The sequence below is a fragment of the Leuconostoc pseudomesenteroides KCTC 3652 genome, from assembly GCF_014634745.1.
Taxonomy (GTDB): Bacteria; Bacillota; Bacilli; order Lactobacillales; family Lactobacillaceae; genus Leuconostoc; species Leuconostoc pseudomesenteroides.
On sequence record NZ_BMBP01000002.1, the window covers coordinates 234420 to 256772 of the forward strand.

The 22353-nt window shown below is 38.7% G+C and carries 41 protein-coding genes; 4 read left to right on the forward strand and 37 right to left on the reverse strand.

The annotated features are described in order from the left end of the window. From IEU65_RS03425 to IEU65_RS03580, 34 genes are all read right to left on the reverse strand, one after another. A complete protein-coding gene (locus tag IEU65_RS03425) occupies window positions 1-333 on the reverse strand; it encodes a hypothetical protein (protein WP_010276380.1) in 333 nt (110 codons plus the stop codon). After that, on the reverse strand, window positions 330-686 hold the full coding sequence (locus IEU65_RS03430) for an HK97 gp10 family phage protein (protein ID WP_010276382.1): 357 nt from the start codon (window positions 684-686) through the stop codon (window positions 330-332). The genes IEU65_RS03425 and IEU65_RS03430 overlap by 4 nt, the downstream gene beginning before the upstream one ends. Next, on the reverse strand, window positions 673-981 hold the full coding sequence (locus tag IEU65_RS03435; protein WP_010276385.1) for a hypothetical protein: 309 nt from the start codon (window positions 979-981) through the stop codon (window positions 673-675). Before IEU65_RS03435 ends, IEU65_RS03430 begins: the two co-directional genes overlap by 14 nt. Further along, the gene (locus tag IEU65_RS03440; RefSeq protein WP_010276388.1) at window positions 971-1285 is read right to left on the reverse strand and encodes a phage head-tail connector protein; all 315 of its coding nucleotides are present in this window, start codon (window positions 1283-1285) and stop codon (window positions 971-973) included. Before IEU65_RS03440 ends, IEU65_RS03435 begins: the two co-directional genes overlap by 11 nt. A gap of 39 nt (window positions 1286-1324) precedes the next feature. Then, complete coding sequence (locus tag IEU65_RS10365) at window positions 1325-1507, reverse strand: HeH/LEM domain-containing protein (RefSeq protein WP_010276393.1); 183 nt, start codon at window positions 1505-1507, stop codon at window positions 1325-1327. Beyond that, on the reverse strand, window positions 1473-2681 hold the full coding sequence (locus IEU65_RS10370) for a phage major capsid protein (RefSeq protein WP_010276397.1): 1209 nt from the start codon (window positions 2679-2681) through the stop codon (window positions 1473-1475). The genes IEU65_RS10365 and IEU65_RS10370 overlap by 35 nt, the downstream gene beginning before the upstream one ends. Then, on the reverse strand, window positions 2678-3244 hold the full coding sequence (locus IEU65_RS03450; RefSeq protein ID WP_010276400.1) for an HK97 family phage prohead protease: 567 nt from the start codon (window positions 3242-3244) through the stop codon (window positions 2678-2680). The genes IEU65_RS10370 and IEU65_RS03450 overlap by 4 nt, the downstream gene beginning before the upstream one ends. Further along, the gene (locus tag IEU65_RS03455) at window positions 3222-4376 is read right to left on the reverse strand and encodes a phage portal protein (protein WP_010276403.1); all 1155 of its coding nucleotides are present in this window, start codon (window positions 4374-4376) and stop codon (window positions 3222-3224) included. Before IEU65_RS03455 ends, IEU65_RS03450 begins: the two co-directional genes overlap by 23 nt. Window positions 4377-4557: 181 nt before the next feature. Next, the gene (locus tag IEU65_RS03460; protein ID WP_242455650.1) at window positions 4558-6303 is read right to left on the reverse strand and encodes a terminase large subunit; all 1746 of its coding nucleotides are present in this window, start codon (window positions 6301-6303) and stop codon (window positions 4558-4560) included. 261 nt (window positions 6304-6564) lie between these two features. Beyond that, window positions 6565-7047, reverse strand: coding sequence for a phage terminase small subunit P27 family (locus IEU65_RS03465; RefSeq protein ID WP_010276412.1), 483 nt, complete (start codon window positions 7045-7047; stop codon window positions 6565-6567). Between the two features lie 160 nt (window positions 7048-7207). Further along, window positions 7208-7699 carry an HNH endonuclease gene (locus tag IEU65_RS03470; protein ID WP_010276415.1) on the reverse strand — a complete coding sequence of 164 codons (492 nt, stop codon included), beginning with the start codon at window positions 7697-7699 and terminating at the stop codon, window positions 7208-7210. Further along, window positions 7689-8036, reverse strand: coding sequence for a hypothetical protein (locus tag IEU65_RS03475; RefSeq protein WP_010276418.1), 348 nt, complete (start codon window positions 8034-8036; stop codon window positions 7689-7691). The genes IEU65_RS03470 and IEU65_RS03475 overlap by 11 nt, the downstream gene beginning before the upstream one ends. A gap of 35 nt (window positions 8037-8071) precedes the next feature. After that, entirely contained in the window at window positions 8072-8242 is a 171-nt protein-coding gene (locus IEU65_RS03480) for a hypothetical protein (RefSeq protein ID WP_010276420.1), read from the reverse strand. Window positions 8243-8251: 9 nt separating this feature from the next. Further along, window positions 8252-9463 carry a hypothetical protein gene (locus IEU65_RS03485; RefSeq protein WP_010276423.1) on the reverse strand — a complete coding sequence of 404 codons (1212 nt, stop codon included), beginning with the start codon at window positions 9461-9463 and terminating at the stop codon, window positions 8252-8254. Further along, complete coding sequence (locus tag IEU65_RS03490) at window positions 9463-9633, reverse strand: hypothetical protein (RefSeq protein ID WP_010276426.1); 171 nt, start codon at window positions 9631-9633, stop codon at window positions 9463-9465. The genes IEU65_RS03485 and IEU65_RS03490 overlap by 1 nt, the downstream gene beginning before the upstream one ends. Further along, window positions 9630-10652: a DNA adenine methylase gene (locus IEU65_RS03495; RefSeq protein WP_010276429.1), complete on the reverse strand. Its 1023-nt coding sequence runs from the start codon at window positions 10650-10652 to the stop codon at window positions 9630-9632. Before IEU65_RS03495 ends, IEU65_RS03490 begins: the two co-directional genes overlap by 4 nt. A 420-nt stretch (window positions 10653-11072) precedes the next feature. After that, window positions 11073-11465, reverse strand: a complete 393-nt coding sequence (locus tag IEU65_RS03500; protein ID WP_010276432.1) for a DUF722 domain-containing protein — start codon at window positions 11463-11465, stop codon at window positions 11073-11075. 10 nt (window positions 11466-11475) lie between these two features. Further along, window positions 11476-11661 (reverse strand): hypothetical protein, encoded by a 186-nt coding sequence (locus tag IEU65_RS03505; RefSeq protein ID WP_010276435.1) that lies wholly within the window; start codon window positions 11659-11661, stop codon window positions 11476-11478. Further along, window positions 11658-11792 carry a hypothetical protein gene (locus IEU65_RS10455; RefSeq protein ID WP_010276439.1) on the reverse strand — a complete coding sequence of 45 codons (135 nt, stop codon included), beginning with the start codon at window positions 11790-11792 and terminating at the stop codon, window positions 11658-11660. The genes IEU65_RS03505 and IEU65_RS10455 overlap by 4 nt, the downstream gene beginning before the upstream one ends. Window positions 11793-11895: 103 nt before the next feature. Further along, window positions 11896-12078, reverse strand: coding sequence for a hypothetical protein (locus tag IEU65_RS03510; protein WP_010276446.1), 183 nt, complete (start codon window positions 12076-12078; stop codon window positions 11896-11898). After that, complete coding sequence (locus tag IEU65_RS03515; RefSeq protein ID WP_010276450.1) at window positions 12078-12623, reverse strand: hypothetical protein; 546 nt, start codon at window positions 12621-12623, stop codon at window positions 12078-12080. Before IEU65_RS03515 ends, IEU65_RS03510 begins: the two co-directional genes overlap by 1 nt. After that, a complete protein-coding gene (locus IEU65_RS03520) occupies window positions 12623-12970 on the reverse strand; it encodes a hypothetical protein (RefSeq protein ID WP_010276455.1) in 348 nt (115 codons plus the stop codon). The genes IEU65_RS03515 and IEU65_RS03520 overlap by 1 nt, the downstream gene beginning before the upstream one ends. 13 nt (window positions 12971-12983) lie before the next feature. Next, window positions 12984-13250 (reverse strand): hypothetical protein, encoded by a 267-nt coding sequence (locus IEU65_RS03525; RefSeq protein WP_010276459.1) that lies wholly within the window; start codon window positions 13248-13250, stop codon window positions 12984-12986. Beyond that, complete coding sequence (locus tag IEU65_RS03530) at window positions 13243-13686, reverse strand: RusA family crossover junction endodeoxyribonuclease (protein WP_010276463.1); 444 nt, start codon at window positions 13684-13686, stop codon at window positions 13243-13245. The genes IEU65_RS03525 and IEU65_RS03530 overlap by 8 nt, the downstream gene beginning before the upstream one ends. A gap of 8 nt (window positions 13687-13694) precedes the next feature. Next, window positions 13695-13991: a hypothetical protein gene (locus IEU65_RS03535; protein ID WP_010276466.1), complete on the reverse strand. Its 297-nt coding sequence runs from the start codon at window positions 13989-13991 to the stop codon at window positions 13695-13697. Between the two features lie 125 nt (window positions 13992-14116). After that, entirely contained in the window at window positions 14117-14818 is a 702-nt protein-coding gene (locus IEU65_RS03540; protein WP_010276470.1) for a putative HNHc nuclease, read from the reverse strand. Then, window positions 14815-15111, reverse strand: coding sequence for a hypothetical protein (locus IEU65_RS03545; RefSeq protein ID WP_010276474.1), 297 nt, complete (start codon window positions 15109-15111; stop codon window positions 14815-14817). Before IEU65_RS03545 ends, IEU65_RS03540 begins: the two co-directional genes overlap by 4 nt. Next, complete coding sequence (locus tag IEU65_RS03550) at window positions 15108-15374, reverse strand: hypothetical protein (RefSeq protein ID WP_010276479.1); 267 nt, start codon at window positions 15372-15374, stop codon at window positions 15108-15110. Before IEU65_RS03550 ends, IEU65_RS03545 begins: the two co-directional genes overlap by 4 nt. Further along, window positions 15344-16231: a phage replisome organizer N-terminal domain-containing protein gene (locus IEU65_RS03555; protein WP_010276483.1), complete on the reverse strand. Its 888-nt coding sequence runs from the start codon at window positions 16229-16231 to the stop codon at window positions 15344-15346. Before IEU65_RS03555 ends, IEU65_RS03550 begins: the two co-directional genes overlap by 31 nt. A gap of 143 nt (window positions 16232-16374) precedes the next feature. Continuing rightward, complete coding sequence (locus IEU65_RS03560) at window positions 16375-17031, reverse strand: hypothetical protein (RefSeq protein WP_010276487.1); 657 nt, start codon at window positions 17029-17031, stop codon at window positions 16375-16377. After that, window positions 17031-17843: a recombinase RecT gene (locus tag IEU65_RS03565; protein WP_010276489.1), complete on the reverse strand. Its 813-nt coding sequence runs from the start codon at window positions 17841-17843 to the stop codon at window positions 17031-17033. The genes IEU65_RS03560 and IEU65_RS03565 overlap by 1 nt, the downstream gene beginning before the upstream one ends. A gap of 2 nt (window positions 17844-17845) precedes the next feature. Then, complete coding sequence (locus IEU65_RS03570) at window positions 17846-18130, reverse strand: hypothetical protein (RefSeq protein ID WP_010276493.1); 285 nt, start codon at window positions 18128-18130, stop codon at window positions 17846-17848. A 90-nt stretch (window positions 18131-18220) separates the two neighbouring features. Continuing rightward, window positions 18221-18445: a hypothetical protein gene (locus tag IEU65_RS03575; protein ID WP_010276497.1), complete on the reverse strand. Its 225-nt coding sequence runs from the start codon at window positions 18443-18445 to the stop codon at window positions 18221-18223. Window positions 18446-18449: 4 nt separating this feature from the next. Next, window positions 18450-18614, reverse strand: a complete 165-nt coding sequence (locus tag IEU65_RS03580) for a hypothetical protein (protein WP_010276501.1) — start codon at window positions 18612-18614, stop codon at window positions 18450-18452. A gap of 64 nt (window positions 18615-18678) precedes the next feature. Here IEU65_RS03580 and IEU65_RS03585 point away from each other — a divergent pair, with 64 nt between their 5' ends. Beyond that, window positions 18679-19263 (forward strand): hypothetical protein, encoded by a 585-nt coding sequence (locus IEU65_RS03585; RefSeq protein ID WP_010276504.1) that lies wholly within the window; start codon window positions 18679-18681, stop codon window positions 19261-19263. Window positions 19264-19344: 81 nt separating this feature from the next. Here IEU65_RS03585 and IEU65_RS03590 read toward each other — a convergent pair whose 3' ends face one another. The 3 genes from IEU65_RS03590 to IEU65_RS03600 are packed head-to-tail and all read right to left on the reverse strand — an operon-like array spanning window position 19345 to window position 20513. After that, window positions 19345-20073 (reverse strand): phage antirepressor KilAC domain-containing protein, encoded by a 729-nt coding sequence (locus IEU65_RS03590; RefSeq protein WP_010276507.1) that lies wholly within the window; start codon window positions 20071-20073, stop codon window positions 19345-19347. A 5-nt stretch (window positions 20074-20078) separates the two neighbouring features. After that, entirely contained in the window at window positions 20079-20273 is a 195-nt protein-coding gene (locus IEU65_RS03595; RefSeq protein ID WP_010276512.1) for a hypothetical protein, read from the reverse strand. A gap of 15 nt (window positions 20274-20288) precedes the next feature. Beyond that, the gene (locus tag IEU65_RS03600) at window positions 20289-20513 is read right to left on the reverse strand and encodes a hypothetical protein (protein ID WP_010276515.1); all 225 of its coding nucleotides are present in this window, start codon (window positions 20511-20513) and stop codon (window positions 20289-20291) included. Between the two features lie 267 nt (window positions 20514-20780). Here IEU65_RS03600 and IEU65_RS03605 point away from each other — a divergent pair, with 267 nt between their 5' ends. From IEU65_RS03605 to IEU65_RS03615, 3 genes are all read left to right on the forward strand, one after another. Next, entirely contained in the window at window positions 20781-21134 is a 354-nt protein-coding gene (locus IEU65_RS03605) for a helix-turn-helix domain-containing protein (protein WP_010276519.1), read from the forward strand. Further along, window positions 21131-21565, forward strand: coding sequence for a hypothetical protein (locus IEU65_RS03610; protein WP_010276522.1), 435 nt, complete (start codon window positions 21131-21133; stop codon window positions 21563-21565). Before IEU65_RS03605 ends, IEU65_RS03610 begins: the two co-directional genes overlap by 4 nt. Before the next feature lie 227 nt (window positions 21566-21792). After that, window positions 21793-22314: a KH domain-containing protein gene (locus IEU65_RS03615; protein WP_242455649.1), complete on the forward strand. Its 522-nt coding sequence runs from the start codon at window positions 21793-21795 to the stop codon at window positions 22312-22314. Window positions 22315-22353: the final 39 nt, after the last annotated feature.

Consider the following 22353-nt stretch of genomic DNA (forward strand, 5'->3'; position numbering starts at 1 on the left):
TTATTTCTCCATTTCTAAATCAAATTCATAAATTACTTCGTACATCTTCTCGTCGTCAATGTACTGCTCACTGATATAAGGCACGATACCCAAACCGTTCAAAAATGACTCAACACGTGCTTCCAAGTCTTCATCTTTGGAATCTGTGTACAGTTCAATGTTCATTGAACGTACTTTGAAGTAGCTTTCGTCATCAGCTATCATGTCATCACGTTCAACAACGTAATACACGGTATAAGGTAATGCAGGTGCTTTACCAACCGTCCAATGATGATAAACAGACGGTAAACCGGTAACGTTTTTGAGTTGTTGATAAAAATCACTTAATTTCATGACAGCTCCTTTCTGACAACCGCTTCAAATTCATTGATAACCATTTGTTCAACCGGTTTAATGTGCGGGAATGCTTTTGAACGTCCACCGTTTCGCAAAGCGTGACCAAACTCCAGCAAATGAGTCAATGAGGCGTCTGTTGCGTTGAAAATAACGTAATTATTACCAACCTTTTGCAAGCGCCACCCTTTACGATAACGACCAGTTCTGTTCTCAAAACTTCCAGCATTGCGTAACTCTTTCACAGCTTTCTGACCAACCTGTTTCTTAGCGCTTTCCAAATCACGTTCCACATCTGAACTGTATTGCCTTAAATGTTGTACTATTTCCTGTGCAAGGTTAATTTCCGCCATTTGCCACCCTCTTTGTTAAGTACACCGTTGTCTTATCGCCACTTTGTTGTGTGCGGTATATGTCATACTCTTGACCAAGATATTGAGCTTTTTCTTCGCCTGCATAATCAATCGTGTTGACTTGGAACGAATATTCAGGCGTTAAACCTTTTTGAGCAGCTGCCGAAAATTCAGCACGACCAACCGTAAATGGATTAGCATAAACTTTGCGTGGTGTTTTGATTGGTTTGTAGTTACCAATATCATCTTGAACATCGGTTTCTGTGATTAAATAAAGCACTGCGTCATACTTCATAACCATCACCTTGCAAGTATTGTGTTGACACACTTAACTTGTCCTTTAACTGTTGATATAATGCACCAAATCGTTCAGCGTCTGGATTGTCATAACCCCAATTGGCTTTCACGTAAAGCAGCACAGCTTGTGTAATCAAAACGTTATCATTTGAATCAGCCTTATCAACTAATCCAAATATTTTCAGGTCTGCACGAGCTGCCAAAATCAAATCGTTCAATTCCGCATCAAGTTCATCATCAACAACAGTAGAACGAACAGCTACCTTTGTCTTAGCAAACAGTGAGTCTTTTTCTTCTGCCATAAAGACCTCCTTAATGGGCTTCACACCCCATTCGACAGATTAAGCGTCTGTGTCGTTGACCAATGCTAACAAGTCAGCCTTTACAGCGTTAGATGGATATGGCACATTGTGTGCATCTAGCCACGCCTTAATTTCAGCAACTGTATTAGCCTCGGTTGGTTTAGCTGGCGTTTCATCAGCTAGGTTATTAGCTTGCGCTGGGCGTGTCAGTGATTGTGACAAATACACCAGCGTCAGAATCAGCAGCAGAGACACCGAAACGCAATACACCTTGCAAAAGTTGACCATAAACATCATTGTCAACCCAACGAACGGCAGCATCAGCACGGTTTGCATACAATGAAGCACGCTTCAAATCACCAATGAACAACTGCTTAACACCTTCAGCACCACCAAATGCAGTGTCTTCAACAACAGTCAATGGCTTACCGAACAAAGTCGTACCAGTTGCGCTACCAATTTCTTCTTGCAACAATGGACGACCAGTTGTGTCTTTCAACAAGTCAAGTGCGTTGTATGCAGAAGCTGTCACAACCCATGACAAGTTGTAGGCTGGATCGAATGCAGTATTCTTGATAGTCTTCAAATCATCAACCAAAGTAGCTGATGTTGCTGACTTAGCTTTGAACTTTGAAAGTACAGCAGCAATCTTTTCATTTGAAGTGTTGACCTTAACTTGGTTAACCCAGTTTGATACCAATGCAACCAAATCTACTTGTGCATCTGCAATAGATTCTTGTGATACTGGAATGTAACCACGGTAAGTATCGACAGACCATTCAACATTAGTAAATTCAGGCTTTCCCAATTCTGGGTTAGCAGCTAATTCAGCAACAGTTGGTAGCTTTGTTGAAGCACGCTTCAAAATAGGATAAGTTCCCTTTGCAGTAGTAACCGCTGTCTTAGTTACCAAAGAAGACAAGTCAGTAACCGTATCAATGGCTGCTTCTGGGTTATAAATGATTTCTTCTGGGATAACAGCACCAACATCAGTTGATGTGATACCATCACGCTTTTCACCCTTTGAATGTAAGAACTCATTTAGCAAATCACGATATTCTTTCTTTGGTGTTGCTCCTACTGGTTGTGGCACGTCTCGTACCTCCTTTTCTTTTTCATGTGATCGTTGTTGGTTGTCATCTGGATTAGCAGGTGGTGTTGGTTGGCTGTCAGTTGACTTGCCAGCGTCTTTGTTGTCACCCTTTTCTTCTTCATCAAGAGTGTCAGGCATGGCGTCAACCAATTCTTTCAACTTTTTGATGTCTGATTCATAATCACGAACTTCAGTCATCAATGAGTCAGCATTATCTGCCTTATCAGCGACTGCTTTACGTGCTTCTACGATTTTTGCTCGCAATTCTGTTTGCTTTTGAGCCAATTCTTCTTGAATTGTCATACTTTAATTCCTCCGATTTCACGCTCGATGGCGTTTAGTTCGATAAGCTCAAGTTCTGATGAACGATGTAACTTATCACGCTGTGCAATGGCAACCTTTGTATCTTGGTATGCAGGAATAGGCGTGAGCGTAATTTCAAACAACTCATCAATTTTGAGAATTGTCCGAATATCAGTTTCATCCCCCGCCTCCCAATTTTCATCAGCAACCGTAAACCCAAACGACATACCTTGAATGTTGCCAACTCGAATATCTTCAAGCACATCATTTGCAAGGGTTGTGTTTGGTAAAGTTGCATTAAAAAAGACGCCTGTATCATCTACCCCAATGGATAGTGTTCCTGCGTCCACACGTGCCAGTACGTTGTTAAAATCATGACCATAGAGTAAATACACGTTATCGAAAGAAACGTCCTTAAATGCGTTATTATCGACATATTCGATAAATCCTCCTAGGTTCTGTGACGGCTTTCCGAATACCACTGGATAACCCGTGATGGTTCTGCCATCTGTGCCATCACGTATCTCAATATTAGAAATACTATACGTTCTGATTTCCTGCATTTGTTGACTCCTTTCCTACTGCGTTTTCTTGACCAACGGCGTTAATTAAATCAGGCGTGACCAAGTCACTGTGACTGTCTTTAAGAATTTCAAGACCAAGCACAGAACTAATTGCGCCACCTTTAATTAAGTTGGTTGTCCGTTGTTCAAGCATTGCACCATCTAAATCGGTAGCTTCACGAATATCAGCAATAATATTCTCGCCGTACTTCATAGAAAGTTCTTCCAATGCTGGTGCTAGGTAACGACCTATTGTATTGTTATAAGTCGCTCGTATCTGATCAGCGTTAGAATGTTCCGACTCACTACCCAACATGTCGGACGGCAACATAAACGCTTTAGCGATTTGAGAACGCGTCCAATCAGTAGCAGTCAACAATTTAGCAACATCACTTTTAACTTCCAACTGTGAATAGTCAAAAGTACCGTCCATTACCATTACTCGACCAGCATTAACGCCAGTGTTGGCTGCTTCAAAAGCAGTACGAACAGCTTCACGACCCTCACTGTTTAATTTGTTGCCAGTATTGAGTTTCAACATTGCACTAGGGTTAGCTGACTTGTTGAATACAGAATTAGCCAGTTTGTTGTTACCTGATTGCAGGGTTAACTCATCAACTAATGCAGTTAAGGGACTTTTACCAGTTAACCCGCCATCAGTTGAAAGTAATCGTAAATGAATAACATCATCTGCTGGCACATTTTTCAAATCATCTTCTTGTGTACCATTAAAAGTAATGTCATAGGTCGTTGTTTGACCATCATCACTTAAATACTGACTAATATGCGATGGTGAAACAAATTCAAGATACTCACCCGATCCATCTAATCGTCTCAAAGCATAAGCGTTACCTGTCAACAGCATTTGTGCAATCATGGACTGGAAAAAATTAAAACGGTTAGTGACACGGCTTGGCGTGCCTAACAATTTATCAATTTTTTGTTTCTTCGGTGCATGAAACTTAACACGTGCAATGTCGGAACTGATAATATTAACAGCAGTCCATACATCACTATTCTTTAATGCTCTATCAGCACTAATATATCCACTACCTAAGACCATCTGACCACTTGACAGCGTATATGAGCTTCCCGAACCTCTAATGGGTTGGCTTCTTTTTTCAAAAAACATCATTCACCTCCTTTATTGGAACGTGTGAAGTAACTAATCAACAACAGAAACGCTCCTAACACAATAAAACCAACGATTAAGTGCAATAAAAAAGCAGCATACGTAATCGCAGCCGCTCCCAATAGTGAAGTGATATCTGATATGTTTTTAAACAGCCAATTGACTGTATTTTTTATCCTTTTCAAAAGCCAAAACCTCCACTTGTAAAGTATTCATTAATCTGGTCATCGTTCATTCTGTCAAACTCACTCTTTTCTGTTCCAGCAAAATCTTCAAAATGATAAATACCTTGTTTCAAGGCGTCAATTAAGGCATCGACCAAATCAATCTTTAAAGTCGCCTTATTTTTATCAATTTTGATACCGTTATTGTCGCTTGTAATAACTGCATTCATCAAAGACTTCTCCATCATTGGGTCATCAAGCCGTGTGATACGTCCCTCAATGAAACTGTCTTGTAGCCACTTGGTTGGCTCATTCAAACTTAGTGAACCTTGCCTTACTGGTAGCATAGTCCAAGTTGTCGCTTCTTCAATCGTTTGAATAAAGGCATAAGCGTGCGCCGAATCATAAGCAAACACCAAAACTTCAAGTTCGTACTCTTCCACGAAGTCCATAAGCCACTGATAGATGAAGCCATTGTCAATTAATCCACGTCTGTGCTGTGTAATATCAGCAAATCCTTTAGCTTCCATGTCACGATAGTTAATACCATCTTGCTTTTCCTTAGCTTCAATGTTTCCAGCCTTGTGCCACGGTATAAACGAATGTTGATACAAATGGAAGCGTTGTTCACCATTTTCATCTATATATGGGAACACAAATGCTAATGCAGCGTCATCACTAGTCATAGAATTATCAAACCCAATGTAAACTTGGCGATTGTGCATGTCAAAATCTTGAATAACAGCGTTTTGCACGTCTTCCAGTGAAAAAGCAGCGTTTTCTTCTGCATTTAGCCAAATATTCATGTTTTTAACAAGAAAATCGTTAATTTTTCCTTGCGACATGAGTGTATTTCGCTCCGAAACTAGACCATTTAACAGCTTCATGTGCTGACTTTCAAGCCCTAATAATGGGTTTGACTTCTCCCAAGTCTCTGGTTTGAACACTTCATCAGGACTATCTTGTGACCAAACAGCCAAAAAGAAGTCGTCTAGCTCATGAGCACCACTTTTAATGTCATTAGAAACGTTCCTAATATCCTCACGCAATGGTGCATTAGGGTTTTGATACGCTGTACTAATCATTAAGAATAATGCTTCTTCAATCTTGACCTGTCCTGATGTAATTTTCCCAAACGCTTCACGGCTTTTTTGGTCGCCTGCCTCATCGAATATGGCAGTAGTAGCATGATAACTATCAAACTTGCCACCATCGGCTGACAACCGGACAATCACATTATTTTTTGACTTCATTGTGATTGTTTCGTATGTATCAGCAATATCTTTATCACGCTTCTTGAAGATGCCTTGACGCATTTTGTTAATCGTGCCACGAATATATCCATATAGCTTCTTTGATTGTGCAACTGTGTTAGAAGCGACAATGATATCTTGGTTATTCTTTTTGTAAGACTGTACAAAGAAGTCATAAGTCGCCAGAACACTAGCTAAGTAAGTCTTACCTTGACCACGTGCGATACTGGCAATCGCTTTGCGGTAACGCTTACCACCCGTCTTTTTGTTTCGCCAACCTACCAATGACCCTAAAATAAACACTTCCCAATCCATCAATGGCATAGGAACGCCTGTGTCAGGGTCCGGCACGTATTGAGCGAATAATAAAAGGCCATCAACGTAATTAGAATCAAATTCATAATCCCAATCTTTACGTTTTAGGTCTTCAAGATGGCGTTTAGCACTCAAGATTAAAAGTTCACCAGCTACTCGTTTTCCGTTCACAACATCTTGAGCATATTGTGTCACTTTGTCCAAAAAATCATCCCCTTTCTAGGTAAAATATAACAGTTAAATATAATTATAAAGTAACGTTTATTAAATGAGATTATGAGAAAGTCCCGAAAAGTAACAAAAAACGTGTTACTTTACTAAAAAAAATGTTACCTATCTAACCCTTTGAGCCACAATGACTTTCTAGACAAAGGTAACAAAGTAACATAATACAATATATTATTATATATATATTATTATGCAGAGTGATTTAAAGTTACTGTTACCCTAAAAAAGTTACCCACCCATCTTAGCAACAATATCATCTGTTTCATCATCATTTTCAGAAGTAACATCAGCTAAAATAGAACTACGACTAATCGGATCTAATCCCAATGACGAACCTAGCGATTTAATGTTTTTGACTGCATTATTCAAAACGTCAACGGCTGGATTCTTTTTCATTTTGTCATCTTCAAAAATAACCACACCATGCTCATTAATGACTTTACGAGCTTGACGACTAACAGAAACTTGTACAACAAATTCTTCAAGAATAGAACTGTCTAAGTCTTTCAAAATACCTTTACTGTTAAACTCTTGAACGATGTGCTTATACAACGTCTTTTCTTCCGAAGTTAAACGAGAAGGCGGTGATTTAATCGCTTGGAAGTCACTGTTGTTGTCAATAGCTCGTTTTGCACGTTCTGCACGGTCTTTGTTCTTTACATCTGGATTGTTTAATTTTGGTTTACGACCTTGACCTGGTGCATTAGCCACAAAATCACCTCCTTTTCAAATAATTAATTTTGGGAATTGTACAGAAGACGAGAGCTATACTACGTTTTCCTTTTATCGTACCCATAGCCCCCCATCAGAAGCTCACAGAGACGTTTTAAAACCGTTTGAGTATAAATACACCTAAATACATTTAAACGTCTTAAATCGTCTTTAATTCATTAAATTTAATTGGAATATATTTTATCTCTTTAACAGGCACAGCACTCTTGTTAATCGTGTTCTTCTTACCTGTGCCGTAGTATATCTGTTCCCACTCTGTCTTAGCTTTATGTGAAGCCATAGATGTTAGCACAAGGTTGTTGATGTCATCTCTTAACTCTGGCGCAAACTCAATCGGGACAATGTGGTCTACCAACTTACCAGGAACTACCAGACCATCACGCAAAGCATATTGATCTAACCCATTGTCACGTTCGATAACTTGCTTGCGTAACCGCTTCCATTGTTTCGTCTGATAGAAAGCGATACGTTCTTTGGTCTTGTTATCGTGTTGGCGCTTCACATTGTATGCCTTATCAAATCGCTTTGTGTCTCGGGGATGAAATGCAATATGTTGTGTACAGTATCTGTCATCAAATGGTATCAGCTTATGGCAACCTTGATATGCACATGTGTGTACCTTACTTCCCATTATCAAACGCTTCAGTGATGGCACTACCAATTCGAGAATACTTCTCGCCTAATTGTTTCATCTCACTGTCATCTACTTCAACCTTGACGTTAATAGTAATGTCATCTAATCCACGTGTTGACTTGTGCTTTGTAGCTGGTTCCATAATCTTTGGTTCATCATCAATAGGTACATATGAATTCTTAACTTGTTCATTACCCTGCTCCATAACGGTTGCGAATTTATCGCCTTTAATAATAGTCAGACTACCATCAATTTCGATATGATTACCCCTAATCAAAATACCGTCTTTGGTTAGTTCAATTACTTGTCCGTTAGTTAAATTAAATTCTGTCATTGTTTTCTCCTCATTCACTGCAAAATAAAAAGCGCTTATCTGTCAGCCGTTGCTTCAATAAAAATTAATAAAACAAGAAGCAGTAGCCACAAAATAACGCCGATAATTAAAGGTGAAAATACAATTAGCCAACTCCACGCGACTACATTGAAAACTTTCAACAAAATAAATAGAATTGTTAATATACTAAATAAACCTAATTTCATATCATTCTCCTAAACGTGCCACTCGGCAACTAACTTGTCACTATCGTATTCAAGTGCATATAGTTCTTTCTTAGATAACGTCCATCCGTTCATGATTTCGTATTTGTCGTTGGGCTTGACTGTTCCAAGTTGTCGGCTAATCACGCCACCCTCATCAACTGTCTTCTCGTTATGAAAGTGACCTTTATGGATTTCACGACTGTGAGATAGTGACCAGACACCACCAAACTCATTTGCAAATAGCATAGGCAAATTCTTAGGTGCTAAGTCACCGTGAGCTAACATGATGCCCACGTTATCCAGTAAATAAGCATCACGGAATTTAATGTTATTCTTGATAACGACTTGTGGGTACTTGGCTTTCAAATACTCCATGAACATATACTCTAAATTAGCACTATGATTTCCCGCCATTTGTTTTATGTGAAGTGTTGTGCTATTTTTCAATGAAGCAGTGACCAAAACGTCAAAGAACTGTTTAGCGTCCTCAACGGCTTTTACCATATTAACTTCATCAAGTAGCGTGCCTTTTAAAGTCTGTGATGACCACATCTGACTAGAATGGAATAGATCACCTAGCTGCTCAATCACAATCGTTTTGTAGCCCTTATTGATAAGCTCTAACAGCCTATCTAAGTGTCCTTTAACATCAAGCATAGTAGTTATACCAAAATGTAAGTCAGGAAGCGGTACAACCAAATTGTGTGTGTCTCGTGCTACCTGCTTGACTGTGTATGGCCTAATGTCTGCTTTGAACAGATTAGCAATATCCTGTGGTGTTAATTCATCATCTGACTTTGGCTTAACATTAACCTTTAACTGGAAGTTCCACTTTGGCCCATTATCCGTTGGTGTCGTCCATTGATTTGGAATTGCTGACACGATACGCCAGTCGTTGACATCAAGATTAAGATACTCAAGAATATCCTCTGGTGTCTTTTGTGTCTGCTCATTCAGTAGTAGATACTTAGCTGTAATTTTAATATCATCAACCTTACCGTCACTACCATAACTATATTTAGGCTCAATACTAAAATGGTCGTTTTCACTATTGTGGTTTTGTGGCGCTTTTACACTTGCGTATCGTTGAACGGAACGTTTCGCATAATACACACCTGTTTCATCATAAAGTTTTTCAATTATACTTCTTGAATCAAGTCCTTGCTCACTCAATTCTTGAACACGCTTCTTTAATTCATCAGTCCATTTTGTGTAGCCCATTATCGCCACTTCCTATCATCATAAAAGGCATCTTTGCGCTTGTCTGTATTCGACTTGCGTTTAGATGCCTTGTTGTGTTTCTTATTATATTTTTGTTGCCTGTCTAACCTGCGGTAGATGTTTAATTCATCATCACTGGCGACAAGTCCATAATCGCGATCTATTTTCATGATTTCACCATAAACAACTTTTCGCATCTAGAACCATATCCACCTTTTTGAAAAGTGCTCCTTGCGGTTTTAAATTCGTAAACACATTCAAATCTATCGTCTGAAACTTCATAACTTGATAACAATACGATGTTGTTTTTTGACATCTCAACAGCCCAATCGTAGAAATCTCGATAATCAATTTGTGCTTTGTATGAACCGTTTTCTGTATTTTCATAGGGTGGATCTAAATATAAAATACTATCTCTGATGTTTGAGAAAAAGTGATAGTCTTTGCTTGATGTTTTCGGATAACCGTTTAATTTTTGAACATTTGCAACAGACGTCAGACTATTAATTTGCTGAATGGGGTGAATTATTTTTCTACCTGTCCTGTTGTTTATACACTTTCTAAAAACTTCTTCGTTGTTAAATACTTTGTCAATATATGTTTTTGTTTTTGAATAGTTTGAAAAATTGTCATTTAACGCTTGAATATTTTCTAATTGTTGTATCCTATCGTTTTTATCTATTTTTTTATATGCAGATTTTTGGTACGTTGTGGTATTCTTATAACTGAATAACACATCTTCTCTTTCTAAAATCTCAACGGCTACCTTATACTTTATATCGCTTAGCTTTTTACCGTATAAATAGTCTTTTCGATTATTGCCAAAACTATTGACTAACAACTTCAATTCGTCATCAACCGTTTTAATTTCTTTTTCTCTAATCGTAAAGAACTCATCACGACTAACAATTAACGTTTTAATCCATTCTCTGTCTTGATGCAAAACACGGTTAAACATATCCGTAATTGTTTTATCTAAGTCATTATAAACAACATCGATGCCGTTAATCATCAATTCAGCAGTGATTGCACCGCCACCTCCGAAGACATCGTAAACCGTCTTATCTGTTCCAAAATTCTGCTTGATTATTTCTACAATCTTTTTGCTAATTTTCTTCTTACTTCCAACATAAGGAAGTCCAACAGCTTTTCCCTTGCGTATTTTCTTTTCATCAAGTGTTAAATTCATAATCTTCTCCAATAAAAAAGCACCCGTTAAGGTGCAACTATCAGCTATTAAGGATTACTTAATAACTCAAATATATACGACCGTTCGGTGTAACGGTCTTGGCTAGTCATTTGGAACTAATCTATAAGTACAGCTTATATTTAACGACTAATGACTAACCATACATTTGCTTTTAATGGATAAGCAATAACCAGATTGTCAGGCGTCACAATCGAGACATACGCTAGTTTTGATCGGATATCTAGCAACCGCTTATTAAGGCAAGTTCCCGCACCGGTGCACTGGCCTGTCCGTCGTAACGTAGTAATCAATCGCTAAATAAATTACAGAACTTCGCCTCGTCTTAATTATCTGATGATACAAATATAGCACCGTTTTCTTGCATAAAAAGTCAGAAAACAGCTTGCAATATACATCTGACTACAATACAGCACCAAGAATATGTTTAACCTCTGAACGCCATGCCTTAGCTGTACTTTCAGATATGTGAAACTGCTGTGCTACCTTTACCCACGTGACAGTCTTGCTTGCATAATAATACGCAACTACTTTCTGCTTGTCAGGCTCAAACGTGGCTATCCAACGCTCAACATCTTCCTTTTGCTTTTTGAGACTGTTAAGGTATCTATCCTCATCAAGTCGTATCACCATGTCATCAACTGGACGTGTGTGTTTATTTTGCGCACGACCGCCACCGATATTCTCATCAACTTCTTGGCTGTCATACCGTATCGTTTCTTCACGCTGTTTAATTCTTAATTCGAGACGACCAGAGAAGTAGTCTCTCAAAATGCTATCAACTCTATCCGCCATGTCTCCCTTTCTACTTCACCGGTATTGCCCTTCCAAATTTAAACAGCTTCAACTGTTGTTTCGTCTTTTTACTCAATTTATTCATGACCGCTTGTGCGTCAATCTGATTGCCATAAGTAGCACCCGATGTTTCCCATTCGTCATTATCTGTTTTACGAAAACCAACGATGTACACTTGCTTTTCTATTACTTTCATTTATCCGCCACGCTTTGCTTGTCATTATTTTCACACCCTTCATTATCATCTGCATAAAACACATGTACGATTTTGTTCCCTATTGACGCATGCTCCACGTAACCATGCCCACCATTTTCATCTTCTGTCATTTCCGACCTCCATAATATTTCATTACAATATGCACCACTGCGACCATTGCTGACAATAACATGCCAGACTCAATCGCATGCTTTAAGTTGTGTCCTATTTCAATCATTTGAATACCTCATAAATTGCCCAAGTAACTAGCAAAATCACTATCATTGCACCTAACAAAGCTGTTGAAATTGTCGCTAATAGGTTAGTCAACGGATTACTAGACATTAGGCCAGAAACGATAATGAAAATTACCAATGCTATGACCGCTGTAATAATGCTCCATGCCAATATTTCCATCACTCTCCCTCCACTGGTAACTTCACCGCTTCTGTTAGCGGGTTGGTCCATTTCTCAGCCTCTTCTTTGGTATCAAATTGTGTGGCGTATTCTTTGTTATAGTTGTAAGTCAGCTCCCCATCATCAGTGCAATAAAGCATATTACCACCTGTGTTTGGTAGTATTCTTCTCACAAACCACTTCATATCAGGAACAATATCAATCGTTTCTTCTGGGTTTTCTGGGTTGTAATCAGACCATAATTTTGCAAAAACAACTTCATTTTTAATGTTTAATTCGTCTTTACCTTTATAAATTTTCATAAAGATGTTGTGATATTTTTCAACCTCTTCGTCATCATCTAGTAAAGCCATTGCTGATGAGAATAAAGTATTACATTCGTATAATTCATGCCAATCATCAAATTCCGCCTGTGTCATCTTCACGCGTGGACGTAACTGTTCCGCTGTATACACAGGCGTATACTCATCGTTTGGCGTCCCTTTTCTAAGCACGCTATATGCTTTACCATCTTTAATTTGTACATACGCTACTGGTTCAGTCATCACTTATCTCCTCCGTGTAAAAACTCATGAATATCATTGCCGATGTCATCAGGACTGATACGGTCGGTGTCGTCGCTCCATTCCGCAATGTACTTATCAGCTGGCAACACTCTGATGTGTCTGTCTGACGTGTGGACTTCATAAGTACCAAGTGCTGGAATTGAATCGCCACTTACTCCAAAATACGGAATATTTTTAATTTCAGTTACTGTGGTATCTAAAGAATTTCCGGCAGCATCTAGGAATGTTGTACCAACGTAAATTTCGTATGGAGCATTAAACTTTTCACCATTACCTCGAGCATACGATGCCCCCAATCCCACGCTCTGTAAGCTAACTATTTTCATCTCATCACACTTTCTAAATCTCAACCATCTTGCCGTGATTACCTAACACGAAGAATCTACCAACGTTTTCACGGTACAGATAACTGATTCGTTTAATAATCGTGTCACGTAGTCGCTGACGATACTGTGGGTTGTCGTATTTTGGATCGTAGCGCTTAACCCAATCAGTATCAGCTAGTTCTTCCAACTTGTACGAGAACGCATTATTTTGTTCTTGCGTAATGTTGTTCAGGAAGAAATACTCATTTTTAATTTGAACGATATATCCTGATTTACTCATTGTTCATTTCCTCAATTTCAATTCTTAGATACGGCTTAGGCGTGAATATCTTTCTCGCTCTGCCGTCCACAATAAATCTGTCATCAGCTATAATTAGCTTGTTCAACCTATCTTGCGTTGACTTGGTCAAGTTGTCCCAATCGCCTTTGTTTTGCTCTGTTGGGTAAATCTCATTGTTCAAAGCACGTTGTACCTTTTTCTTGCTCCATGATTTAGTTGGTGCAAATCCAAAGATGTAGTCCACCTTGATTGGCACTTCACCGTACTTTTCAAACGCCTTATTCTTGATAATTTCAGCACGTAGTCGATACTCAAGCTCTTGGATATAAGCTTTTTCTCTAGCACCCTTGTAAACCTTGCCACTCTTATTAAAGTTTGACTGGTTATGTGGCGCCGGGTCTCCCGACAATTCACTTTCAAAAATAAATTTAGTCACTCGGTTATCTACCTTCCTAAATTCACTCGTGCACGTTCAACCAGCGCCGCTCGTTCTTCATCAGAATATTCACGACGTTTAGAGATTGTAATATATCCATCTCTATCAAACCTAACCGCAAATTGATTAGCGTCTACGTTAAGACCTGTATAGCCACCAGTGTCTAGTTCGTCATGTACCAACTTCAAATCAAAATCTTTAGCGTATTTTCTCAATCGGTATTTCTCGTTACTAACTGACGTGTCGATATGAATAATCGAATTATCAGAATCACGATAGATTGTCGTTTCGTATGCTTCACTCATTTGTTATCCTTTCGAATATCTTTTATTGTTTTGTGAGCACTGTATTTGCCTTGCTCGTAAATTTATCACGTTGTTTTAAATTGCTTTTCGCATAATTACACCAAAACTGTTTTTAAACGCTTAAATCACTTTATATTCAGTCCGTGTGCCAAAGCTATTTTTTCGTCAATCTTGATGCCGTTAATCTTGAAACGCTGCATGAACGTTTCAATGCCAAGTGAGTGAGCCAGATTGTGGTGTTCCCTACATAGTTGCACCGCTCTGTGTCCCAAATGATTGGTATGCTGGCGGTTCATTCCTGACCCAACTGTATCTAAATGATGTAGGTCGCTTGGCTTCTTGCCACAAACAACACATATCTTTTCCATGAGACACCTGTACTCCCACCGTGCAATTTCTTGCGGTTCTAATTCGTTCAGCGGCTTCACACTCAAACTAATGTCATGTATCGCTGCATAATCTAGCAACATGTTGATGAACTGGTTTGTATCAGTCTTGTTTCCTTTAGCGTCACTCAAACTAAATTCACCAAAATCTAAACCGTTGTAGTATTCGTACGCTGCGTAGAAATGTTGTTTGACAGTCTCTTTTTCCTCAATCCAGTAGCCGCCTTTTTGTGACGAATAGATATCGTTCAACAACGCAAAAGCGAAACTACGTTGTTTTGGTGACAGTCCGTTTTCATCACTCGCTATCAATGACACCACCTGTTGCTGTCCGCTGGCGTGATACTTCTCTAGCGTGTGAATATCATCAGTGCTCAACTGCAACGTGATTAGACCTTTGTTTGGGTCAACCTTATTCAGTTTTGCAAATAGCTCTGTCAATCATCAATTACCCCATTGTCAATTCTATTTTTGAGTATCTTAAGCGCATGTTCGTGAAATGGTAATTCACTTTCATAAAATCTCAAAACATTTTTTGCATTGACATAAATAGTTTGAATGCTTTTATGGTATCCATCTCTATCCCAACCACTTGTCATCATGATCTCAACCTGTTGATATTTATCATCAGAAATAATCTTTTTAATATCTTCAATTGACGAAATCATATTATTATTTTGTCGTTTCAGCTCGCGATATTTACCAATCAAATCCCGATATTCATTAGCTTTCATTTTGTTGCTTCCTTTCTCATCTCTTGCAATACCGCAATCGCTTCGGGTGCGCTCTGCCAAACTTCTAAAACTGATACGTAATTAGCACTGGCGCATTTAACCATTTTTGTGAGCGATCCATTTTCTTTTAAGCGTCTACCTAGTTCTTCAAAATTAACCGCTGGGAATGATTGACTGTTGCTAGATGTCGGTATTCCCATTGCCTTTAATCTGATTGCTAGGAGTACAAAATCTAAAGGTCCTTTGCCGCGTCCGTCAGCCATTCTGGTAACTCCCTTTCTGGCTCCTCAACTGGTTCTGAAACACTCGCTAACTGTGGCTCAACAATATTTCTTCTACCGCCATACCTTGAAGCCTTTTGAGATTTATTTTTTAATTCATCTGCTTCAACCGCTTTCAGAGTGAACAGTTTTTTGTTGTACCATTTTTTAGTGATAGCCAATACATAGTTAAAGTTATTAGCACTATTAAGTGCTGCAATCTCCATTGCTTTGGTAATGATATTAACCGCTTCATCTTCGTTAGATTCACTAGCAAAATCTTTCAGTTCATCATTGATTTTTTCTGAAACGATTGGGCTGACCAAACCAAAACCATTTTTTTCATAAACAGCCACAATCTTTTGATATGCTGTTGGCTCTTTCTTTATTTCTGGTTTTAACTCTGTCTCTATATCTATCTCTTTCTCTAACTCTATCTCTGGTGTACGTTTGTCGTACATTTGTACACTGGCTTGTTTTTGATGTTCAACGTTTTTGCGATAAGCCTTGATGCGGTCAGCTTCGGTCGACGTTTTACCTATGAAACTTTGAATATCTAACATGTAGATTTCACCAGTTTCCAGAACTTCTATCAGTCCAAACTTTTTGAACATGTCAATCGCTCTTGTAACATCGCCTAAACTATGACCAGTGACCGTTGCCAACATTTCAGCATTGAAAGGAATCCGTTCGTTGAACATGAGACGGCCTTCATATTTGAGACTTTTGAGATACATTTTTAGTAAGATATTTGAGAATTTATAACCGTCATTTGGAATACTCTCCAACAATTTGATTTCATCACTATCAAAGAAGTTTTCCTTGAGACGGATATAATAATATTTTTTGTTATCTGCCACTTGTTACCTCCTAGGGCATCACACCCATTTGTATGGTTGCGCCATATCGCTGTGAATGCAGTGCGTTACAATGACTACTTGCGCTAGCTTGTAATCTAAACTCCACTGGTGCTCGGTTTTACCACATTGAGCTGGTGGTGTTCTTATTGCAGTAATTGTGCGATTTTAGCTAAATCATCTTTAATGTCTTTGCCGCCGTAAATGCCATCATCTTCGTAGTTCGAGTACAATTCAGAAAAGGCACGATTTAGATCACGCTTTAACAAATCCAAAGGTGTTAATTCTGGTTGTTTGTTTTGGTCGTATTCTGCTAATCTTGCTTGACTAACGATTTCGTTTTGAACCTTGCCAACAATCTTTCCTGTCGGTGTAAATGTTCCTAATTTTCGCCAATCATTTGCGCTTAATTGATGTTGACTATCCAAGTGGTGTAATTCATTCTGTTCATCAATAAACGCTTCCAGAACAGGCATGTTAGCGTCTAAACGTGTTTTCTCCCACGTATTAGTGCGCTCAACCAAATCTTCACGGACACTTAACAAAGTATCTAAAGCAGCTACTGCACCATGATTTTCTTCATAGAACGCTTCACTGCGTCGCTTATCCTCTGCTTTAAGCTCTTTCTTAATCAGGTCGGCATTCTTTTTCAAATCACTTTTAACAGCGTTGGCGCGTGACCCTTGAGCAGCAGTTACAATAGTTTCTGGCAATGATTTATACTCTTCGGCAATTGCCAACAAATCACTGTAATTAACCATCACACCATTTTCAAAACTCAATGCTGGTTTAGTCTCTAACATCAGTTGTCACCTCCTAGATTTTGAGCGAATGGATTGGGTGCAGTCTCTTTATCAACATCACTCAATTCACCGAACAGACTTTCTTCCTCGGTACTAATTTCTGGTGCATTTGTTGTTTCAACTGGTGCCTCAATATTTGCTGGCTCTGGTGTAACATCTTGAATACCAGCTTGAACATATTCAGCTTGTGTATCTTCTGCTAGCGCTCGTTTCATTTCGCTAGACTTTGGTGCATACTGCAAAATAGATTTAAGCACCGTCTTTTTAGCCATTGCATCAAAATCAGTCGACCAAGGACCCTTTTTAGATTTACTGAAGCGATCACGATGGGCTTCAACTTTTTCCTTTGGCCAGTATGCTGCCATTTTGAATCCGTTAACCAGTGTGAAGAAAGCATAATAGCCAATGATTTTTCCTGTTTCTTCGCCGTCAGTCACCAGCTCTTGGTTGTACTTGTCCCATTTTGGATTTTCACCCTCATAGACACTTTCAGCTCCAAATGATTTCATCTGTCCGCTTCGCATTGCCAATTGAACAATGCCTTTATAGCCAAGTTGGAATTGCGCATCACCTTTGTAAGGAACCAAATAGGCTTCACCTACCGTTGGCAACAGAGACAGACCCAATGCGCTGGCTTTGGTTGCTTCAACAATGACCGTACCCAGTTTTGCGTGCTGTAATGCTGGATTACCAGAAATGGTCAATGCCACTTCTTTTGCAAATGACTTGGCGCTTTCTCCGGCTGTTGCAGCAAATTGCTCAACGACTTTGTCACTACTTAATTGCTTTGCTAATGTTATTTCGTTTGACATGCTTAATCTCCCCAATCAATATCATCTAATTCGTGCATCTCAACTGCGATAAGGCAGCCGCTATATTTTTCTAAATAGTCCGCTAAATCGGTATCTAGCACATAGTCACCATGCTTATCTTCTGGTTTCAGAAAGAATACACGCTCGGCATTGTTTGCTTTTGCAACTTCCGACCGTTTCATTTCTCCAAATGGATAAACGCTCAAAGTTGCCTTATCATCATAGTTGAAGTTGTCACGGTCAACTTGTTCGTGACGTTGCGTAACGTCTTTTACATCTGTTACCATTTGCTTTTACCTCGTTTCTTGCTATAATCGAGATATAAATTATTTTCCAAGACAATTTATACCTACTGCGCTTAGCCAACTCCAATTGTGCTAAGCGTTTTTCTTTTGCTTCAGAACCTTGTTAGCTTCATCAAGCGCACGTGTGTTATCGCTTGCGTGCTCAATTTGCCGCTGTGCTTGGTTCCAAGTCATGCCGCTATCCATTAACTCGTTGATGTCACGCAACGCTTCTTTCTCGTCAAACTTTCGCTCTGAATAGAAGAAGTAGATAATTGCGACAACTATGATAATGATTGCTGCTATTCCGTATGCCATTTCACTAACCTAACTCTTTCATCAATTTCAATGCCTTTTCGGCTTCTTCAATCGGTCTGTAATTGATAGATAACTCGCCCTCTATCGCCTCGCGACCTTTGCTAATTGCTGCCTGTGCGTAATCAAGCAACGACTGCCTGATGTCTTCTAAATCTGCACTCTTTGACATGCTGACCTCCTAATTTAAACCTAGTTGTGATATTCTTTAATTAACACTTATAAGGAATAATCTAATGACTAACATTCTCGCCATAATCGGTGCTATTACCGGTATCGCCGGTTTATCGATACAATTTATATCTTATTTGTCTTCAAAACCAAAAATTAATTTCAGTCAATCTTCAAAACCTCATAAAAGCCTATACGTTGTACCTCTTGATGGAACGTTTGGAATCATAAATGGTCATCAGGTAAACAGCACCACCCCTTATTCAGCGGTGTGTATCCAAATGACTATAAATAATCAATCTTCGCAACCGGTAACAATTCTCGCCCCATGGATAACCTTTAAAGGTAAAAAGATTAATACTTTTAGGGGTAATGATGTCTCACTTAACTCTCCGTCATTTACGACAGATGATGGAAAGATGACACTTACAAATACTTTTCCTCAACAACCGCCTCTAAAATTCCCTTTGAGAATAGACGGTTTCGATTCATTGAGTGGAAGTGTGACATTTATTATTTTCAATGATGATCAGTTTTTTAAATCAACCAAAGTTTATTTGCCTACGACTAACAAGATATTCAAACGCAAATTTAATCTGGACGAATTTTCAGAGTGGCATCGTATGGCAACAGAGGACCTGAAATCTTAATTTCAACCGTTTCACTACCGTGATAGTTTTTGTTGATAAAATCTATTACGGCTTTTTTGATTTCATCTTCCATAATTTCTCCTATGCTACTTGCAAAAACTTGTTAATAAAGTAAATCTGTCCCTTGCCTGTAATCTTGGTGGTATGTGTCGTTCTGATTGACCCATCAGGATTATTGACTGTTCGTGTCTTCGTTTCCATCACGCGCAAGTCCATACTCTTTTGAGTCGGTAGATTGTACTGCTCACCACGGCTGCCCAGATATTCATGTTCACGCAACCACTTGAATAGTCGGTTTTGACCAATATTCACGCCATTTTGTCGCAACGTCTTAGCTAACTGACCGACTAAGATACTGCCATCACTTGCATCTACCGCGTCAGCGAACAATGCTTTAGGTTTCATCTCGGCAATTATTTGGTCTTTCTGGTCAAGTAATAACTGTGACGCTTTCAAACCGAGTGCCATTTGATAAGATGGATCATTGGCTAATTTCTTGTAACGGTCTTCGACTTGGATAAAGTAATCTCGAATTTGTTGACTCTTTTCAGTCTTTGACATCATGGCTACATTTTTTGCCATGTCGACCGTGAGTGAATAATCTTGAAGATATTGAACGTTACCATTTCCACCGATAACGGGTGTACCTCCAGGTACGCCTGTAAAATCTGTGCCCTCAACGTACATTTCCTGATATTGTTCAAACCATGCGCTGAAACGTTTCTTAACGCCTAATTCCTTGTGCAACTCTCGAGCACTGACTCGTGTTTCGCCTTGCTCGTTTTGGTTAATCTTGATAATTTCCTGCATATTGCTTACCTTCCTGACTTCTTATCGAAGTACCACACTAATGCTCGTCCGTCCCAAATCTTCTTGCGTGGTGTATCAAAAATTGGTTTAGGAAAATTCTTGTCACTGCGGAAATGCTTGTTGAACGTTTCTGACGTGATGCCTTTTAGTTCAATTTGAATTTCTTTCTGCAAATAATTTTTCGTTTCATCAAATGACATTTGTTTGCCTCCTTCTTACAACCAACTTTCGCCATCATAATCCGTGAACTTGAACAGCGTTGCTAAGTGTTCTTTAGCCGCTTCGCCTTTTGCTGCACCAGATAGTAGTTGACGTACATATGATTCAGACTTTCCTATAACCGGCGCAAGCATACGAGGCTTCAACCGTTTCTTTTTCAAATGAAGTGAGAACTTAAATTGTTCTTCTTCAAGTGTTTGAATCGCTTCCTGCACACTCATAATTTCCTCCTTAGTATTACTTACTGTAAAAATGTTTGTAAGTTTTACTTTACAAGTATCGTATGAAGTACTATAATTGCATAGTAAAGACAGCTAAACAAAGCAAAGTATCAACATATCCCTCCGCCAAGATTGATAATGTTATTACTGTTTTTTGTTTGCACTTTTAACTTACAAGAATTAGTATAGTACCTCATGCAGTACTTGTCAACACTCTTTTACTATATGCAGTACTTTTTCTTGTCTATACAAGGAGAAAACATAGATATGGCGCTAATTGACAGAGTCAAAGAAGTTTCAAAAAAGAACGGATTATCGTTAACAGAACTTGCAATTAAAGCAGGAATTGGTGAAAAATCAATTTATTCATGGAATAAAAGAGAACCCACGGTGGCAACCCTTCAAAAAGTAGCAGATGTACTTAACGTTTCTACTGATTACCTTTTAGGGAGAAGTGACATATTGCAATCGAAAAATTCAACCAAAGACCAAACAGTTGATATTTTAGATGACGAAACCATTCTTGCTTTCGATGGTATGGAAATAGAAGAATCTGAAAAAGAGAAGTTACGTGATTATGCGCGTTATATTATTTCCTTGCGTGAGAAGGAGAATAAATGACAGAATTTTACAATTACAGTGAGCAACTATATCCTGAAATAGTTCAAAATGTTGAATCAATAGCTCGTAAAAACAACGTAATTGTTATACTAGCCGACAATTTACTTTCTCACGTTCCCGATACAGCTTTAGTAAAAAGTCGTGCCATCATAATGAATGCTAATTTTGATATCGGGGTTGATTATTGTTATCGACTTTCTCACGAATTAAGTCATATATTATATGGCGATCATGAAGCACAAGCTGTATATCAATTTAGCGAGTTTGGGAAACGTGGTGAGGAATTGCTTGCTCATAGAAACGCTATCAAAATGTTAATGTCTATTGAAATGCCAACAACCGTTAACGGTTTTATGGAATATTATCGTATTCCCTCTTGGCTTGAACACTATGCAAATGAAACATTTAAGTCTCTTAGTGTTGTAGAATAGGTTTATGTGCTAGGCGTCCACATTAAAAAGCTTTTGAGATTGGGAGATCAAGAAATATGAGTAATGCCATGATGTTTTTATGGTTGATATTAAGCGTAGCGTTCTGGGTAACGTTGATAATTCTAATACTTAATAAGTTTAGAAAAAAAGAATCAAAATTCACGTGGAAGACACCGTTGGTGCTTTTTATAGCCGGTTGTGTGTCATTGATTGTTGGCGTCAGTTCCATGCCTCAAACAAACAATAGAGATACGAGTGCTGATAGCTCTATCAGCGACGATAAATCAAGTAGTAAAAAATCTTCATCCGAAAACAGTGCTGAATCATCATCAAAAGCTGCTGAATCATCGTCAAGAGCTGCCGCTTTATCTTCTAGCGAAGCTGTCGACAAAGACCCAAATTCGTATAAGACGGGTATAACCTATGAACAAGTCGCCCGCACACCAGATGACTATGAAGGTAAAAAAGTTCAATTTACGGGTAAGGTTATTCAAGTGATTGAAGATAAATCAGAGACACAAATAAGATTAGCTGTTGATGGAGATAGTGACAATATTATTTTAGTGGGCTTTGACCCAGATATTTTGAATGGTTCAAGGGTTTTGGAAGATGATTTGGTAACAGTTTCAGGAACAAGCGTTGGGACAGTGTCTTACAAATCAACTATGGGTGGTAAAATCACCGTACCTGCAATGGCTGCGAAAATACTTAACGACCAAGGAAAAGCAAGTGACGACTACGGTTACTAATTTCATGCCCGTTTGGGCGTATATAATTGACAATGAAGT

Excerpts from the sequence above, each read along its gene's own strand:
- IEU65_RS03525 (WP_010276459.1), bottom strand. The coding sequence starts at position 13,250 with ATGAGTAAATCAGGATATATCGTTCAAATTAAAAATGAGTATTTCTTC.
- IEU65_RS03470 (WP_010276415.1), bottom strand. The coding sequence starts at position 7,699 with ATGGGAAGTAAGGTACACACATGTGCATATCAAGGTTGCCATAAGCTG.
- IEU65_RS03535 (WP_010276466.1), bottom strand. The coding sequence starts at position 13,991 with ATGAGTGAAGCATACGAAACGACAATCTATCGTGATTCTGATAATTCG.
- IEU65_RS03425 (WP_010276380.1), bottom strand. The coding sequence starts at position 333 with ATGAAATTAAGTGATTTTTATCAACAACTCAAAAACGTTACCGGTTTA.
- IEU65_RS03430 (WP_010276382.1), bottom strand. The coding sequence starts at position 686 with ATGGCGGAAATTAACCTTGCACAGGAAATAGTACAACATTTAAGGCAA.
- IEU65_RS03580 (WP_010276501.1), bottom strand. The coding sequence starts at position 18,614 with ATGTCAAAGAGTGCAGATTTAGAAGACATCAGGCAGTCGTTGCTTGAT.
- IEU65_RS03480 (WP_010276420.1), bottom strand. The coding sequence starts at position 8,242 with ATGAAATTAGGTTTATTTAGTATATTAACAATTCTATTTATTTTGTTG.
- IEU65_RS03495 (WP_010276429.1), bottom strand. The coding sequence starts at position 10,652 with ATGAATTTAACACTTGATGAAAAGAAAATACGCAAGGGAAAAGCTGTT.
- IEU65_RS03515 (WP_010276450.1), bottom strand. The coding sequence starts at position 12,623 with ATGACTGAACCAGTAGCGTATGTACAAATTAAAGATGGTAAAGCATAT.
- IEU65_RS03485 (WP_010276423.1), bottom strand. The coding sequence starts at position 9,463 with ATGGGCTACACAAAATGGACTGATGAATTAAAGAAGCGTGTTCAAGAA.
- IEU65_RS03520 (WP_010276455.1), bottom strand. The coding sequence starts at position 12,970 with ATGAAAATAGTTAGCTTACAGAGCGTGGGATTGGGGGCATCGTATGCT.
- IEU65_RS03545 (WP_010276474.1), bottom strand. The coding sequence starts at position 15,111 with ATGAAAGCTAATGAATATCGGGATTTGATTGGTAAATATCGCGAGCTG.
- IEU65_RS03565 (WP_010276489.1), bottom strand. The coding sequence starts at position 17,843 with ATGTCAAACGAAATAACATTAGCAAAGCAATTAAGTAGTGACAAAGTC.
- IEU65_RS03450 (WP_010276400.1), bottom strand. The coding sequence starts at position 3,244 with ATGCAGGAAATCAGAACGTATAGTATTTCTAATATTGAGATACGTGAT.
- IEU65_RS03435 (WP_010276385.1), bottom strand. The coding sequence starts at position 981 with ATGAAGTATGACGCAGTGCTTTATTTAATCACAGAAACCGATGTTCAA.
- IEU65_RS10370 (WP_010276397.1), bottom strand. The coding sequence starts at position 2,681 with ATGACAATTCAAGAAGAATTGGCTCAAAAGCAAACAGAATTGCGAGCA.
- IEU65_RS03500 (WP_010276432.1), bottom strand. The coding sequence starts at position 11,465 with ATGGCGGATAGAGTTGATAGCATTTTGAGAGACTACTTCTCTGGTCGT.
- IEU65_RS03575 (WP_010276497.1), bottom strand. The coding sequence starts at position 18,445 with ATGGCATACGGAATAGCAGCAATCATTATCATAGTTGTCGCAATTATC.
- IEU65_RS03490 (WP_010276426.1), bottom strand. The coding sequence starts at position 9,633 with ATGAAAATAGATCGCGATTATGGACTTGTCGCCAGTGATGATGAATTA.
- IEU65_RS03475 (WP_010276418.1), bottom strand. The coding sequence starts at position 8,036 with ATGACAGAATTTAATTTAACTAACGGACAAGTAATTGAACTAACCAAA.
- IEU65_RS03615 (WP_242455649.1), top strand. The coding sequence starts at position 21,793 with ATGCCTCAAACAAACAATAGAGATACGAGTGCTGATAGCTCTATCAGC.
- IEU65_RS03440 (WP_010276388.1), bottom strand. The coding sequence starts at position 1,285 with ATGGCAGAAGAAAAAGACTCACTGTTTGCTAAGACAAAGGTAGCTGTT.
- IEU65_RS10455 (WP_010276439.1), bottom strand. The coding sequence starts at position 11,792 with ATGACAGAAGATGAAAATGGTGGGCATGGTTACGTGGAGCATGCGTCA.
- IEU65_RS03560 (WP_010276487.1), bottom strand. The coding sequence starts at position 17,031 with ATGTTAGAGACTAAACCAGCATTGAGTTTTGAAAATGGTGTGATGGTT.
- IEU65_RS03585 (WP_010276504.1), top strand. The coding sequence starts at position 18,679 with ATGACTAACATTCTCGCCATAATCGGTGCTATTACCGGTATCGCCGGT.
- IEU65_RS03510 (WP_010276446.1), bottom strand. The coding sequence starts at position 12,078 with ATGGAAATATTGGCATGGAGCATTATTACAGCGGTCATAGCATTGGTA.
- IEU65_RS03590 (WP_010276507.1), bottom strand. The coding sequence starts at position 20,073 with ATGCAGGAAATTATCAAGATTAACCAAAACGAGCAAGGCGAAACACGA.
- IEU65_RS03550 (WP_010276479.1), bottom strand. The coding sequence starts at position 15,374 with ATGGCTGACGGACGCGGCAAAGGACCTTTAGATTTTGTACTCCTAGCA.
- IEU65_RS03600 (WP_010276515.1), bottom strand. The coding sequence starts at position 20,513 with ATGAGTGTGCAGGAAGCGATTCAAACACTTGAAGAAGAACAATTTAAG.
- IEU65_RS03610 (WP_010276522.1), top strand. The coding sequence starts at position 21,131 with ATGACAGAATTTTACAATTACAGTGAGCAACTATATCCTGAAATAGTT.
- IEU65_RS03605 (WP_010276519.1), top strand. The coding sequence starts at position 20,781 with ATGGCGCTAATTGACAGAGTCAAAGAAGTTTCAAAAAAGAACGGATTA.
- IEU65_RS03505 (WP_010276435.1), bottom strand. The coding sequence starts at position 11,661 with ATGAAAGTAATAGAAAAGCAAGTGTACATCGTTGGTTTTCGTAAAACA.
- IEU65_RS03570 (WP_010276493.1), bottom strand. The coding sequence starts at position 18,130 with ATGGTAACAGATGTAAAAGACGTTACGCAACGTCACGAACAAGTTGAC.
- IEU65_RS03455 (WP_010276403.1), bottom strand. The coding sequence starts at position 4,376 with ATGTTTTTTGAAAAAAGAAGCCAACCCATTAGAGGTTCGGGAAGCTCA.
- IEU65_RS03595 (WP_010276512.1), bottom strand. The coding sequence starts at position 20,273 with ATGTCATTTGATGAAACGAAAAATTATTTGCAGAAAGAAATTCAAATT.